Below are 13,130 nucleotides of genomic sequence, written 5' to 3'. Positions count from 1 at the left end.
GTGTCCTTACCCCCTGCCGGCGCTGCCGAAGACCCGCATTTTCTTCATGGTCTCCTCCTTCACCGCCTGGGTGATTCCGTCTTGCAGGTCGGTGAGGCCGCAGCCCTCCCGGTAGCCGTCGTGGGCCGCCCGGGCCGCCGCGCAGTTGATGTCGGTGAAGATGTTCACCTTGCAGATGCCGTTGGCCACGCAGTTCCGGAAGTCCTCGTCGGACAGGCCGCTGCCCCCGTGGAGGACCAGGGGTGTGGAGACGGTGTGGGTGATCTGGGAGAGCCGGCCGATGTCCAGCTTGGGCTTCTCTTTATAGGCTCCGTGGGCGGTGCCAATGGCCACCGCCAGAGCGTCCACCCCGGTGCGCTCCACAAAGTCCCGGGCCTGCTCCGGCTGGGTGTAGATGCCCTCGTCGCCGGAGCCCGTCTCATTGGCTCCCACGTGGCCCAGCTCCCCCTCCACGGTGGCGCCGAACAGATGGGCGATCTCCACCATCCGGGCCACCCGGCGCACGTTGTTCTCATAGCTGTCGGTGGAGCAGTCGTACATAATGGAGGAGAACCCCAGGCGCAGGGCCTCCATGATCTTCGGCTCGGTGAGGCCGTGGTCGTAGTGGAGGACCACCGGAACGGACGCCTTCCGGGCCATGGGCAGCAGGAAATAGGCCAGCTCCTCCAGACCGGCGGTGGGCAGCAGCACCTCCGCCGTGCCGATGATCACCGGGCTGTTCAGCTCCTCCGCCGCGGTCAGCACGCCCTTGGCCATCTCCAGATTGACGGTGTTGAACAGGCCCACCCCGTATTTCTTCTCCTGGGCGTCCTTCAGCACCTCTCGCAGTGTAACCAGCATGTCTTGTTCACTCCCGTTTCCTTACACAAGCCCCATGAGCAGGTTCATCACGTACATCTCCAGGGCCTCAAAGTCCCGGTTCTCCACGCACTTCCTCTGGAAGTCGTAGTCGAAGCGCTCCACCTTCTCCTCCAGGGCCTTGAAGATGTTCAGGCTGTTCTCCAGGTGTTTATAGCAGTCCTCGTCCCGGGTGGTGCGCATGGCCTTCACGTCCAGGCCCACGTACTCCCCGTGGCTGCCGTAGTCGTTCTCCTTCAGCACCTTCACCTGGTTGAAGGCAGCCCGCAGGTTCTCCACGCCGAAGGTTTTATCTTGGTCATAGCGGATGCCGTTCTGGTCGTTGAGGTGGACGGTCATCAGCTTGCCCATGGCCATGGCGAAGCCGATCTCGTGGGCCGGGTCCAGGCCGGCCAGGATGGCGTGGGCGCTCTCCAGGTTGCCGCCCACCCGGGCGGGGTCGATGGTGGCCGCCGAAATGGCCATCACGTGGCCCATGGTGCCGCAGATGCTCCGGTCAATAGGCTCGTTGGGCTTGGGCTCGATGCAGATGCGGATTTTGGGGTCGTACTCCAGCATCTTGTTGATGGACTCGATGAGCATTTTGGTGGCCCATACCGGGGACTTGCTCTCGGCGCACAGAGTGCCCTCCCGAGCCAGCCACAGAACCACCAGGTCGGTGCCCAGCTCGTTGGCGATGTCGATGGAGCGGTAGGAGCGCCACATGGCGTACTCCCGGTCCTCCGCCGAGGTGCTCATATAGCCGCCGTCCACCGTGTGGGGGTCCATCCACAGGCGGGGGGCCACAAACTCCGCCTTCAGGTTGTACTTGTCCAGGGTTTTCTTCAGCTCCCGGGCCTTCTCCTTGATCTCCTCCTCGGTGTAGTCGTTGATATTGGGCACCGCGTCGTCGTCGTGGAACTGGACGGCGGAGAAGCCCAGCTCGGCAAACTTCTTGAACTTCTCCTCGATGGGGATGGTGCTGCGGGTGGCGGGGCCGTAGGTGTCCACCCCCTCATGTACGTTCCAGGGGCCCACGGAAAATTTGAATTTGGTCATAGCGCACCGGCTCCTTTCTGTCAATGGTCAAAACTTGTCTCAGTCTGTTTTCATAGCGTCGTCAAAGGCCACGTTGGAGGGGGAGAAGTTGATCTTCTTGGTAAACGCACAGGCCTCGGTGCCGCCGAAGATCCGCTCCATGCCGCTGTCCTCCCACTCAATGGACAGGGGGCCGTCGTAGCCGATCTGGTTGAGCACCCGGATGATGTTGTCAAAGTCCACGTCCCCGTGGCCGGGGGAGACGAAGTTCCAGCCCCGCCGCTGGTCCCCGAAGGTGATGTGGGAGCCCAGGATGCCGTTGCGGCCGTTCAGGTTCAGCTTGGCGTCCTTGATGTGGACGTGGTAGATCCGGTCGGCAAAGTCGAAGAGGAACATGGCCGGGTCCAGCCCCTGCCAGATCAGGTGGCTGGGGTCGAAGTTGATGCCCAGGGTGGGGCGGTACTCGAAGGTCTCCAGCAGCTTCTTGGTGCTCCAGTAGTCGTAGGCGATCTCGGTGGGGTGGACCTCCAGGGCCAGCTTCACTCCGCACTGGTCATACACGTCCATAATCGGGGACCACAGCTCCTTGATGCGCTGATAGCCCGCATCCACCTGCTCCTGGGAGGTCTGGGGGAAGGAGTACCACATCTTCCAGATGGGGGAGCCCATGAAGAAGGTGACCACCTTCACTCCCATGTTCCGGGCCGCCTTGGCGGCGCACTCCATCTGATGGACGCCCCAGGCCCGGATCTCCTCCGGCTTGCCCGCCAGGGCGGAGGGGGCGAAGTTGTCCAGACGGGGGTCATAGGCCCAGATCTCCGCATCGCCCACGCACTGGCCCGGCAGGTGCATGCCGATGGCCCAGCAGCCCAGGCCGTACTCCTCCAGCTTGCCCTTCAGCTCCTTCACATAGTTCAGGTCCTCGGCCGCCTTTTCCACATCGATCTGGCCCCAGGAGGCGATCTCCAGCCCCTCATAGCCCATCTCCTTGGCGGTCCTGCACATCTCCTCCATGGAGAGATCCGCCCACTGTCCGGTAAAAATGGTCACTGGTCTTGCCATAGCTGTCTGCTCCTTTCCAAACATTTCATCCGTCTGTGTGCGGTCTTACAGGGTTACCCACACATTGCCCCTCTCGTTGCTCTCCAGACAGGCCTCCACGTACTTCAGGCCCTGGATGCCCGCGTCGATGGTGGGGTAGTCGATCATGTCCTCCGTAAAGGTGCCGGCCTGCTTGGCCGCCACGCACTGGGTAAAGCTGTCGTACAGGTTGCCCATGGCCTCCAGCCAGCCCTCGGTGTGTCCGGCGGGGAGGCGGCCGTACTTGGCCGCGGCGGGAGTGACCGCCTTGTAGCCCCGCTTGATGGTCCGGGCGACGCCGTCCTCCCGGATGAGGGTGATCTCCTCGCACCGCTCCTGGTCCCAGAGGATGGTCCCCTTGGAGCCGTAGATACGCAGGCGTAAACTGTTGTCACAGCCGATGGCGAACTGACAGGACCAGTTGACGCCGGTGGCTCCCCCCTCGTACTCCACCAGCACCTGGTCGTTGTCGTCCAGCTTCCGGCCCGGAACCACCACGTCCATTTTGGCCAGCAGCCGCTTGATCTTCAGCCCGGTCATGGTGGACACCGCGTTCTCCACGTGGGTGCCGATGTCCCCCAGGCAGTTGACCCTGCCCGACTGGGCGGGGTCGCACCGCCAGGCCCCCTGCTTGCCGCCGCAGTCGTCCTCGCTGTACAGCCAGCCCTGGGGGTACTCGGCCATCACGGTGCGGATGGTCCCGATCTCTCCGGCCCGAATCAGGTCCCGGATGTACTTGGCGGTGACATGGCCGGTGTAGGTGTAGGTGACCATGAAGAGAAGCCCCTTCTCCTGGGCCAGCTGCTTCAGCTCCTCCCCCTGGGCGCTGTCGGTGGCCAGGGGCTTGTCGCAGGACACGTGGATGCCCGCCTCCAGAAAGGCCTTGCAGATCTCATAATGGGTGACGTTGGGGGTGACCACCACCACAAAGTCGATGCCGTCCTCCCGCTGTGCCTCGGCCCGGGCCATCTCCCGGTAGTCGGCGTAGCACCGCTCCAGGTCCAGGCCCAGCTCCTCCCCCAGGGCGCGGGTCTTCTCCGGACTCCGGGAGAAGCACCCGGCCACCAGCCGGGCCGAGCCGTCCAGGGCGATGGCCTTCCGGTGGGCCTCCCCGATAAACGCACCGGGGCCGCCTCCCACCATACCATAGGTCAATGTTCTGCTCATGCTGTCAGCCTCCTTTTCTGGGACGCCTGCCGGCGCCGCTGTTCTTCTGCCTCCCACAGGGGGATTCTTCTTTTACTATAAGACAGGGCCGCCTGTTTTTCCTGGATTAGTTTGTGATTCTCTCCTGACAAATTCACTTTTCTGATTGCCTATCCGTGTATTTTTTTGTATACTTTGTCTAGAGGTGATGGAGCCAATGTGCGAGGAATTTGAAGTGATCTCCCATGGAAACATGGACTATAATATATTCCTGAACAACCTGCTCTACCGCACGCCGCATGTGCACAAGGAGTTTGAGGTGTGCCTGCTTCTGGACGGCTCCGTGCAGCTGCTGTCACCCAGCTCCAGCCGCGCCTTCTCCGCTGGCAGTCTCTGGGTCATTAACCCCTTTGAGAGCCACGAGCTCATCGCGGAGCGGCCCGCCCTGATCCTGTCCCTTCAGATCGCCCCGGCTTTCTTCTCCGGCATCTTTCCCCAGATGGAAAATATAGAATTTTCCCTCTCCCCCGCTGCGGGCGGCGATGAAATTTCTCCGCTGGCCGCATCCCTTCTGGAGATCGCCCGCACATATTTCTCCCCGGAGGAGTACGCCCCCCTGCGCTGTGCCGGGCTGATCTGCCTGTTTTTTGAGCAGCTGCTGGAGGCGGCCCCCACCCGCTGCATCTCTGAGAAGGAGCGGCAGAGCTCCGCCAACCGGGCCCAGCGCATTCGGACCATCAGCAGCTACATCGACCGCCACTACTCGGAAAAGCTGCTTCTCACCGATCTGGCCCGTGAACTGGGGCTGACCATGGGATATCTCTCCGCTTTTTTCAAATCCGCCTTTGGTCTGTCCTTTCAGTCCTATGTGCGCAAGCTGCGCTGCGAAAAAGCGCGGCAGCTCCTGCTCTGTACCAACCTGTCTCTGCTGGACATCAGCCTCGCCTGCGGGTTTTCCGATCTGAAATACTTCAACCAGGGGTTTGCGCAGCAGTTCAGCTGCTCCCCCCGCCAATACCGTCTGGATGCTCAGCGGGACAGTCATGCCCCGCGGCAGGACTTCACCTTCACCACCCAGGAGTTTCTCTCCCCCTCTGCCAGCCGGGACGTGTTGGAAAAATACCTCTCTCCCCCGCCCCGTATCCCCGGTTAGGCTCCCTCCGCCCGGAACGCTCTGCCGCCCCGGAACATATGACACAGTTCCAGGGCGGCAGAGCGGATATATCAATCTATAAAAATGCGGGCAAAACGAAAGAAGCTCGTTTTAACTTGCGTTAAAACGAGCTTCTTTCGTTTCTTTGGTGGAGATAAGCGGGATCGAACCGCTGACCTCTTGAATGCCATTCAAGCGCTCTCCCAGCTGAGCTATACCCCCAACTTCGCCGTCCGCCGGTTCACTTGGCGAACAACGAAGTTTATTTTAGCAGGGCATGTCTCGATTGTCAAGAGAAATTTTCAAATTCCTGAAAAATTTTTTCGCCGCTTAGAAGGGACCGTAGTTGATGGCGTTCGCAACAATGATCAGGATATAGGCCGCCACCATCATGGTGCCGATGGCTTTGATGGCAAAGCGGAACCACTTGCCAAAGTCGATGCCGCACAGGGCGCAGGCCACGGCGGCGCCGGCGGGCCACAGATAGTTGGTCAGGCCGTCGCCCAGCTGATAGGTGAGCACCATGACCTGCTGATTGATGCCGAGGATCTGGCCCAGGGGGCTGAGAATGGGCATCATCATGACCGCCTTGCCGGAGCCGGAGACCACAAAGAAGTTCAGACAGGTAACAAAGACGTAGATGATGAGCAGGGTAATCATGGGGCTCTTGCCCTGGAGGGCGTTGCTCATGTAGTACACGGCGGTGTCCATGATGTTGGCCTCGTTGAGCAGGACCATAACGCCGTTGGCGAAGCCGATGGCCAGAGCGGGACCCAGGACCCGGGCGGCGCCGGCAGTGAAGCGGTTGCACACCTCGTTGGGGGAGATCCGGAACAAGAGGGCCAGGAGAATCATAAAGATGATGTACATGGCGGTGATGTTGGGGAAGCTCCACTTCAGCGCCACACAGCCGTAGCCCTGGATGATGGTGAGCACCAGGAAGCCGATCAGGGCGGTGACCCGCCGCCAGTCCATGGGAACCTCCTCGCCCAGAGAGGCGCTGGCGTCCTGGTCCTTGTACTCCTCATAGCAGTAGCTCTTGGTGGGGTCCTTGCGGGTTTTGATAGCGTAGTGGAGCAGGAAGACCAGGCCGATGGTGAAGAAGACCACCAGCACGACGGCCCGGTACCACATGCCGGAGAACATGGGCAGGCCCACGATCTGCTGGGAGACGCCGGTGGTGAACATATTCAGCATGCCGCAGGCAAAGCTGCCGCAGGAGCCCAGGATGACGGTGGCCGCACCGGTCATCCGGTCATAGCCCGCCGACATGATCACCATGACCGCCAGGCCATAGAAGGGGTATGCGCCCTCGCCGTAGCCCAGCACGCCGAACACGGTGAACAGCACATACATGATGACCACCAGGCTCAGTTCCTTGCCCTTGGTGGCCCGGACCAGCTTGTGAATACCGGCGGAGAAGGCGCCGGTGGACTCCAGGAAGCCCAGTACGCCGGAGCAGATGAGCAGGTTGGCCATGATGCTGATACCGCCCACAATGCCGTTGTAGAAGGTCTGGAAGAAGGTGTCCGGCATGATGTATTCTTTCTCCACGAAGTTGAACACATCGGGGTTGACAATCTCACGTCCGGAGTTGGGGTCCAGCACCCGCTCGAAGTTACCGCTGGGCACAAAGAAGGAGATGGCCCATACCAGCAGCATGATGATGGTGAGGATTACAAAAACATGGGGCATTGCGAAGGAACGTTTTTTCTTTTCCATAGCTGTCTGCGCGGCAGGCATCCGCGCACTCCTTTCGGTGTGATTGGTTTGGCATCGTGCCTGATTCATTTCTATGGGATTCTTCCGGACGAGGAATTACTTTCCGTGCTGGTTCAGCCACTCCATGGCGCAGTTGGCGTGGATGGCGGCTCCCTGGAAGAAGACGCTCTCGTCCAGCACCATGCGGGGATTGTGGTGGGGATACTGGTCGGGACCGCCGGCGCCCAGGCAGATAAACATGCTGGGAACGGCCTCGGCCACATAGCTGAAGTCCTCTGTGCCAGCCATGGGTCCGGTATTCGAGATATTTTCCTCTCCCACAATTTCCGCGATGGCAGGAAGCAGTTCATGGGAGACCGTGTCGTCGGTGTAGGTGCAGGGGCAGTTGAAGGTGACCAGCTCGTAATCGCCCCGCCAGGCTTTTACATAGTGGTCGATGATCTGGGGCAGCCGCTCCAGGATATGGGCCCGGGCCTCCTTGTCATAGGTACGCATGCCCATCTGGAGGGTGGCGGTATCCGGAAGGATATTGACCGCCGTGCCGGACCGGAGCACACCGGCGGACAGGGTTGCGGTGGCCTTGGGGTCCACCTCCCGGGTCATGAGCATATTGGCCGCGGTATAGATCTGGTTGGCAATCATCAGGGGGTCAATGGAGAGCTGCGGGGTGGAGCTGTGTCCGCCCTTGCCCTGGATGTTCACGATGAAGCTGTCCAGAGAGGAGCTTGTGACGCCGGTGCAGTAGGTCACCTCTCCCACCGGGGTGGTGGAAAAGATGTGCAGCGCGAAGGCGGCGTCCACCTTGGGGTTCTCCAGCAGGCCGTCGTCGATCATGGTCTTGGAGCCGTAGCCCATCTCCTCGCCGGGCTGGAACATGAGCTTGACCGTCCCCTTCAGTTCAGACTCATGGTCCTTCAGCAGCTTGGCCGCTCCCAGCAGCATGGCGGCGTGGGTGTCGTGGCCGCACATGTGGCTGGCCTTGCGCTTGGAGCAGAAGGGCAGATCGTTGATCTCCTCCATGGGCAGGGCGTCAAAGTCCGCCCGCAGCAGGATGCAGGGGCTCCCGCTGCCGATGGTGGCCACCACGCCGGTGGAGGCGGCCATGTCTGGGAAGCCCATGGCCACATACTTTTTCCGGATTTCGTCCGGCATCACGCCGCACCGGTGGGAGGGAATGCCCATCTCGGAGAGCCGCTTCTCAATGTAGGCGGCAGACTCCGGCAGGTCCATGCCCACCTCCGGGATCTGGTGGAGGTAGCGGCGGTCGGCCACGATCTGATCTTGAATCGCCTTTGCCTCCTGGTACAGGGATTTCATGTTTGTTCTCTCCTTTCGTCCCTTACATTGGGTTTGCTGTAAAAATGCGGCAGGTGCGGCACCGCCCCCGCCCGGCAGATGCCGGACGGGGGTGCCCGCACAAATGGGGATCAGGTAGAAGAAAGGGCGGCGTCCGGCTTGGACTCCTTGCCCAAAGCCTTCCAGATCACGGCGCCCACGATAAAGCCGATGACGGTGGGGATCAGCCAGTCAAAGCCATACTCGCTCAGGGGGATCATGGCAATCAGGCTGTCCAGGGCGTCGGTGTTGATGGAGACAAGGCCGCTGGAGCGGGCGGTGACAAAGGCGTCGTAGACGCTGACCAGGGTGGCCATGTAGACCGCGCCCTTCCAGGCGCCGTCGTTGGGTACGAACTTCTTGCACACGCCCAGGACGGTCATCACCACAGACATGGGGAAGATCAGGGTGAACAGCGGGCCGGAAATTACCAGCACGTTGCTCACGCCGGTGGCGGCAACCAGGAAAATGATCAGCGTGACCACAAAGGCGACGATCCGATAGGGGATCTTGCCCTTCGTCCAGTCAATGATCCAGTCGGAGACCGTGGCAATCATGCCGGAGGCGGTGGTGAAGCAGGCGAAGATCACGGCGATGGCCAGAACCACCAGGCTTACCCGCCCGGCCAGCATCTCCACCAAGCCGTTGAGGAGCGCAGTCTGGTCCATATCGGGGGCAAAGTAGGGAGTGCCGCAGGCGCCCAGCCAGCACAGGCCGCCGTAAACGACGAACAGGATGGTGAGGGAGACCAGAATGGAGCGCACCAGAATAGCCTTCTGGTCCTTGTACTGGGTGTAGCCTTTTTCCTTCACGCTGCCCAGGAACACGCCGGCACAGATCAGGCCGGTGGGAATGTCGCCGGTATTATAGGCGGTGAGCATAGAGTAGGAAAAAGCATTGTCCACTGTTCCGCCGGTGGGGGAACCGATGGGGATGGCAAACACCATCACCACGATAATCAGCAGAGCAATGAGCAGGATGGGGGTGGCGTAGGTACCGATCATGTCCACTACCTTGGAGCGGTTGCTGGCAAAGAAGTAGGACAGGGCGAAGAAGGCCACCAGGAATACCACATTGGCCCAGTCGGGCAGGTCGGGGGCGATGCCCCGCAGTCCGGTCTCAGCCGCCACTGCGCCGCAGCGGGGAATGGTGCCGAACAGGACGATCAGCAGGCCGATGCCCCGGAACAGCTGGTGCCACCAGGAGTTGATGTGGTAGGACAGGTCGTGGAAATCTGTGCCCATATTGACCACGGCGTACATGGCCAGCATGGGGAACAGGATTCCGGTGAGCGTCATGCCGGCGATTCCGAAGATGACATCCTCGCCGGTGTTAATGCCGATGGACGGGGGAAAGATCAGGTTGCCGGCGCCGAAGAAGATGGCGAACATGGCAAATCCCAGTACAAAAATATCTTTCGTCCGGCTCTGTTTCATGATTTGGCCTCACTTTCATAAACCTTTTCGCCGTCCACATAGGTGGCGGTGACATAGACCTGGTCGATCTTCATGGGGTCTACGGAGAGGATGTCCTCACTGAGGGTAATGAAATCGGCGTGATAACCGGCCTTCAGTTCACCGATCTCCGGGATGCCGGCCACACGGGCGCCCTCCCGGGTGTAGAGCTGGATGGCGGTCTCGATGTCCACCCGATTGTCGGGGCCGCAGTCGGTGCCGTCCCAGGCGGTGCGGGTAACGCCGCCCTTCAGGCAGGGGAAGGGATCGGAGGGCACGGCCCAGGAGGTGGCGGGGGCGTCGGTGGAGAAGCAGAAGGGCACGCCCGCCTTCAGCAGGTCCTGGATGGGGTAGGTCTTCTTCATGCGCTCCACGCCCAGGTTGGTCAGGTAGCTCTCGATCTCCGCGTAGAGGAAAATGGGCTGAGTGGCCACCGCCAGCCCCTTCTCGGCGCTCTTGCGGATGGCGGACTCAGAGGGCTCGGTCCAGTGCTCCATGCGCAGGTGGGGCACATCGCCCTCGGTCCACTTCTCCTCCGGATAGACCCGGTCCACGATGCGGTCGATGGCGTGGCCGCCCATGGCGTGCATGGACAGCTGGCAGTGGTGCTCCTTGCAGTAGGCGATGGCGCTCTCCATCAGCTCGTCGGAGCACACGGGGAAGCCGCACTCATCGCTGTCCAGGTAGGGCTCGTTCATCCAGGCGGTGCGGCCGGAGACGCTGCCGTCGCCGATGAGCTTCAGACCGGCGGCAAAGATCTGCTGAGAGCGGTCAAAGCGGGACTCGGGGATCTGGAACTTCGGGTCGTCGGCAAAGAACTCCCACATGTAGTAGACGCCGACCTTCTGGCAGAACCCCTTCTTGACGGCCGCCATGTATGTATCATAGCTGTCCGAGGGGTCCAGATTGCCCATGTCGCAGGTGGCAGTGATGCCCTGGGAGGAGAGCAGCTTGCCCAGATCCACCACCAGGTCCACCTTCTGCTCCTCGGTGGTCTCGGGGATCAGGGGGGTGACCAGGTTGCGGGCGGACTCCCGGAGGACGCCGGTGGGCTCGCCGTTCTCATCCCGGTCAATCTGGCCGCCCTGGGGGTCGGGGGTGTCCTTGGTGATGCCCGCCATCTCCAGGGCCTTGCTGTTCACACAACGGATGTGGCCGCAGGTGCGGATGATGGACACGGGGGAGTCGCTGCACCCCTCATCCAGATCGTAGCGGGTGGGGGAGCGCTTTTCCGCCAGCTTGCCCTCGTCATAGCCCCAGCCCTCGATCCACTTGCCGGGGCCCTGCTGCTCCCGCACGTCCCGGATGGCCTGCTTGAGCTCCTCGATGGAGTTGACCTTGGGCGGCAGGCTGGAAATCTTTTTGCTGAAGTCCGCCAGCATCACCGGATGCTCGTGGGCGTCCACAAACCCGGGGAGAACCCGACGGCCCTGGAGATCCACCGTCTCATCATAGGGACCGGCGGGCAGGTCGGCCTGGGCGCCCACCCAGGTGATGCGGCCATTCTCCACCGTCATCGCCTCCGCGTGGAGATTCTCCCGGTCAGAGGTGAAGATCTTTCCGTTGATATAGGCAGTTTTCCGATTTGCGTGCATAGAGCACAGCCCCCTTTCTGTCATATTGTACATTACAGCAAATTCGATGCCAAAAAAATCGAAAAAGGCGCCGGGTCCCAAAAACAGGGACCGGCGCCTTCGCACATTTCACAGTGTAATGTTTCCAATGCGGGCCTGTCAAGGGAATTCCGGTCCCTTTGTCCGTCCCTACAAATTTTTTTGGAAATTCACATGGGAAACTGTTCCATTCTCACCACGAAAAATATGGAAAAGTGTTTGGTCAAAATTTTTGAATGGAGGATCAAAAATTTTTTACTTTATCAAATTTTTTTGATTTTCTTTCAGCCCCAGCTTCTCCATCCGGTACTGCAGTTTTTGGGGGGACATGGAGAGCTTCTCGGCAGCGGCATTGAGGCGCCGGGTCTGATGGAGGGCCTCCCGGATGATCCCCGCCTCATACTCCGCCAGTAATTTTTTCAGGTCCACCTGTCCGCGGCGGAGCTGCTCTCGGATCTGGGCAAAGGAGAGGGGTTCCGCCTCCAGCGGCTTCGGGAGCTCCGGGACGGGCTCGGCCAGAGCCGCCTCCTCCTGGTGCTCCAGCTTCTCCAGCAGGTTCCGCACGGAGTCCAGGGTGATGTAGGCGCTGCTCTCCAGGTTGAAGGCGCCTTCGATGGTGTTTTTCAGCTCCCGCACGTTGCCCGGCCAGCTCCAGCGGAGAAACAGATCCTTGGTCATCTGGCTCAGGCCCAGGATCTGCTTATGCATGGCCTGATTGAAAAATTGAATGTAGTGCTCCGTCAGGGGCAGGATATCCTCCGGCCGCTCCCGCAGCGGGGGCAGGCGCAGGCGCACCACTCCGATGCGGTAGTAGAAGTCCGAGCGCAGCCGCCCCTGCTCCACAAGGGCCTCCGGGTCCTCGTTGGAGGCACACACGATGCGCACATCAAAATGAATGTCCTCCCGGCCGCCGATGCGCCGCACCTTCTGCTCCTCCAGGGCTTTGAGCAGCTTGGCCTGCATGGCGGTGTCCATGGAGTTGATCTCGTCCAGAAACAGGGTGCCCCCGTCGGCCAGCTCGAACAGGCCCTTTTTGGACTCCGCCCCGGTGAACCCGCCCCGCTCGGTGCCGAAGAACATGCTCTCCAGCAGATTTTCCGGGATGGCGGCGCAGTTCTGAGACAGGAAGGGCTTGTCTTTCCGGCCGCTGAGGGCGTGGAGGGCCTCTGCAAAGAGCTCCTTGCCGGTGCCGGTCTCCCCATAGATGAGGGTGGCCGAGTCATTTTTCGCAATGGTGCGGATGGCCGCCTTCAGCCTGGCCATCTCCTTGTTCCGGGTGACGATGTCGTCCAGCACCGAGTGGTCCGCCGACGCAGGTGCCGCCCCCTTCAGCGAGCGCACGTCCAGGATCTGGGCGATGTCCACCGCCCCCTGGATCTCCCCCTTCTGATTCAAAATAGGGTAGGTGGTGGTCACCATGGTGATCTGGAGGTCCTCATGGGTCAGGACCTGCTTCTCCCCCACCGTGATCTGTCCCGTGCGCAGGGTATTCATCACGGTGCTGTTCTCCTCGGACAGCTCCGTATAGACGGAGAGCAGGTGGTTCCCCACCACATTGCGCCCAAACTCCTCCGGCAGCTTGCCGAAGGGATTTCCGGGCTTATAATACTCCACAATGCCGTCCTTATTCACCACCATCATGCCCTCCACGGCCTCGCCGTTCAGGTTCATCAGGCGGGTAATCTGCTGCAGATATTCCTCCATGCGTGCCCCTCCTCCCGGATCTCCAAAGCACCGTTCCCCTCCCGCCGG

At 61.0% G+C, this 13,130-nt stretch carries 10 protein-coding genes and 1 tRNA gene; 1 reads left to right on the top strand and 10 read right to left on the bottom strand.

The annotated features are described in order from the left end of the window. Positions 1-6 precede the first annotated feature (6 nt). From H6B31_RS02740 to H6B31_RS02725, 4 genes are read right to left on the bottom strand one after another with little or no spacing between them, the layout of a single operon-like run. Entirely contained in the window at positions 7-840 is an 834-nt protein-coding gene (locus H6B31_RS02740) for a class II fructose-bisphosphate aldolase (RefSeq protein WP_204897097.1), read from the bottom strand. Between the two features lie 21 nt (positions 841-861). Then, a complete protein-coding gene (locus H6B31_RS02735; RefSeq protein WP_204897096.1) occupies positions 862-1,896 on the bottom strand; it encodes a TIM barrel protein in 1,035 nt (344 codons plus the stop codon). 39 nt (positions 1,897-1,935) lie between these two features. Continuing rightward, on the bottom strand, positions 1,936-2,937 hold the full coding sequence (locus H6B31_RS02730; protein ID WP_204897095.1) for a sugar phosphate isomerase/epimerase family protein: 1,002 nt from the start codon (positions 2,935-2,937) through the stop codon (positions 1,936-1,938). Between the two features lie 45 nt (positions 2,938-2,982). Continuing rightward, the gene (locus H6B31_RS02725; RefSeq protein WP_204897094.1) at positions 2,983-4,122 is read right to left on the bottom strand and encodes a Gfo/Idh/MocA family protein; all 1,140 of its coding nucleotides are present in this window, start codon (positions 4,120-4,122) and stop codon (positions 2,983-2,985) included. A gap of 196 nt (positions 4,123-4,318) precedes the next feature. On the opposite strand from H6B31_RS02725, the gene H6B31_RS02720 reads away from it, so the two are divergent. Further along, the gene (locus H6B31_RS02720; RefSeq protein ID WP_204897093.1) at positions 4,319-5,254 is read left to right on the top strand and encodes a helix-turn-helix transcriptional regulator; all 936 of its coding nucleotides are present in this window, start codon (positions 4,319-4,321) and stop codon (positions 5,252-5,254) included. A 146-nt stretch (positions 5,255-5,400) separates the two neighbouring features. Here the strand turns inward: H6B31_RS02720 and H6B31_RS02715 are convergent. The 6 genes from H6B31_RS02715 to H6B31_RS02690 form a co-directional block, all read right to left on the bottom strand. Continuing rightward, a tRNA-Ala gene (locus H6B31_RS02715) sits at positions 5,401-5,476 on the bottom strand. A 108-nt stretch (positions 5,477-5,584) separates the two neighbouring features. Continuing rightward, positions 5,585-6,976 carry a YfcC family protein gene (locus H6B31_RS02710; RefSeq protein WP_243418807.1) on the bottom strand — a complete coding sequence of 464 codons (1,392 nt, stop codon included), beginning with the start codon at positions 6,974-6,976 and terminating at the stop codon, positions 5,585-5,587. 96 nt (positions 6,977-7,072) lie between these two features. Continuing rightward, positions 7,073-8,293: a M20 metallopeptidase family protein gene (locus H6B31_RS02705; RefSeq protein ID WP_207752242.1), complete on the bottom strand. Its 1,221-nt coding sequence runs from the start codon at positions 8,291-8,293 to the stop codon at positions 7,073-7,075. A gap of 110 nt (positions 8,294-8,403) precedes the next feature. Beyond that, positions 8,404-9,747 (bottom strand): branched-chain amino acid transport system II carrier protein, encoded by a 1,344-nt coding sequence (locus tag H6B31_RS02700; RefSeq protein WP_204897091.1) that lies wholly within the window; start codon positions 9,745-9,747, stop codon positions 8,404-8,406. Next, positions 9,744-11,360: an amidohydrolase gene (locus tag H6B31_RS02695; protein WP_204897090.1), complete on the bottom strand. Its 1,617-nt coding sequence runs from the start codon at positions 11,358-11,360 to the stop codon at positions 9,744-9,746. The genes H6B31_RS02700 and H6B31_RS02695 overlap by 4 nt, the downstream gene beginning before the upstream one ends. A 273-nt stretch (positions 11,361-11,633) precedes the next feature. After that, positions 11,634-13,082 (bottom strand): sigma-54 interaction domain-containing protein, encoded by a 1,449-nt coding sequence (locus H6B31_RS02690; RefSeq protein WP_204897089.1) that lies wholly within the window; start codon positions 13,080-13,082, stop codon positions 11,634-11,636. Positions 13,083-13,130: the final 48 nt, after the last annotated feature.

The sequence above is a fragment of the Pseudoflavonifractor capillosus genome (assembly GCF_016899775.1).
GTDB lineage: Bacteria > Bacillota > Clostridia > Oscillospirales > Oscillospiraceae > Lawsonibacter.
The sequence above is the reverse complement of the archived record's forward strand: the minus strand, read 5'-3'. Positions and strand labels throughout refer to the sequence as shown.

Coding starts and splice junctions, on each gene's coding strand:
- H6B31_RS02740 (WP_204897097.1), bottom strand. CDS start 840: ATGCTGGTTACACTGCGAGAGGTGCTGAAGGACGCCCAGGAGAAGAAA.
- H6B31_RS02735 (WP_204897096.1), bottom strand. CDS start 1,896: ATGACCAAATTCAAATTTTCCGTGGGCCCCTGGAACGTACATGAGGGG.
- H6B31_RS02730 (WP_204897095.1), bottom strand. CDS start 2,937: ATGGCAAGACCAGTGACCATTTTTACCGGACAGTGGGCGGATCTCTCC.
- H6B31_RS02725 (WP_204897094.1), bottom strand. CDS start 4,122: ATGAGCAGAACATTGACCTATGGTATGGTGGGAGGCGGCCCCGGTGCG.
- H6B31_RS02720 (WP_204897093.1), top strand. CDS start 4,319: ATGTGCGAGGAATTTGAAGTGATCTCCCATGGAAACATGGACTATAAT.
- H6B31_RS02710 (WP_243418807.1), bottom strand. CDS start 6,976: ATGGAAAAGAAAAAACGTTCCTTCGCAATGCCCCATGTTTTTGTAATC.
- H6B31_RS02705 (WP_207752242.1), bottom strand. CDS start 8,293: ATGAAATCCCTGTACCAGGAGGCAAAGGCGATTCAAGATCAGATCGTG.
- H6B31_RS02700 (WP_204897091.1), bottom strand. CDS start 9,747: ATGAAACAGAGCCGGACGAAAGATATTTTTGTACTGGGATTTGCCATG.
- H6B31_RS02695 (WP_204897090.1), bottom strand. CDS start 11,360: ATGCACGCAAATCGGAAAACTGCCTATATCAACGGAAAGATCTTCACC.
- H6B31_RS02690 (WP_204897089.1), bottom strand. CDS start 13,082: ATGGAGGAATATCTGCAGCAGATTACCCGCCTGATGAACCTGAACGGC.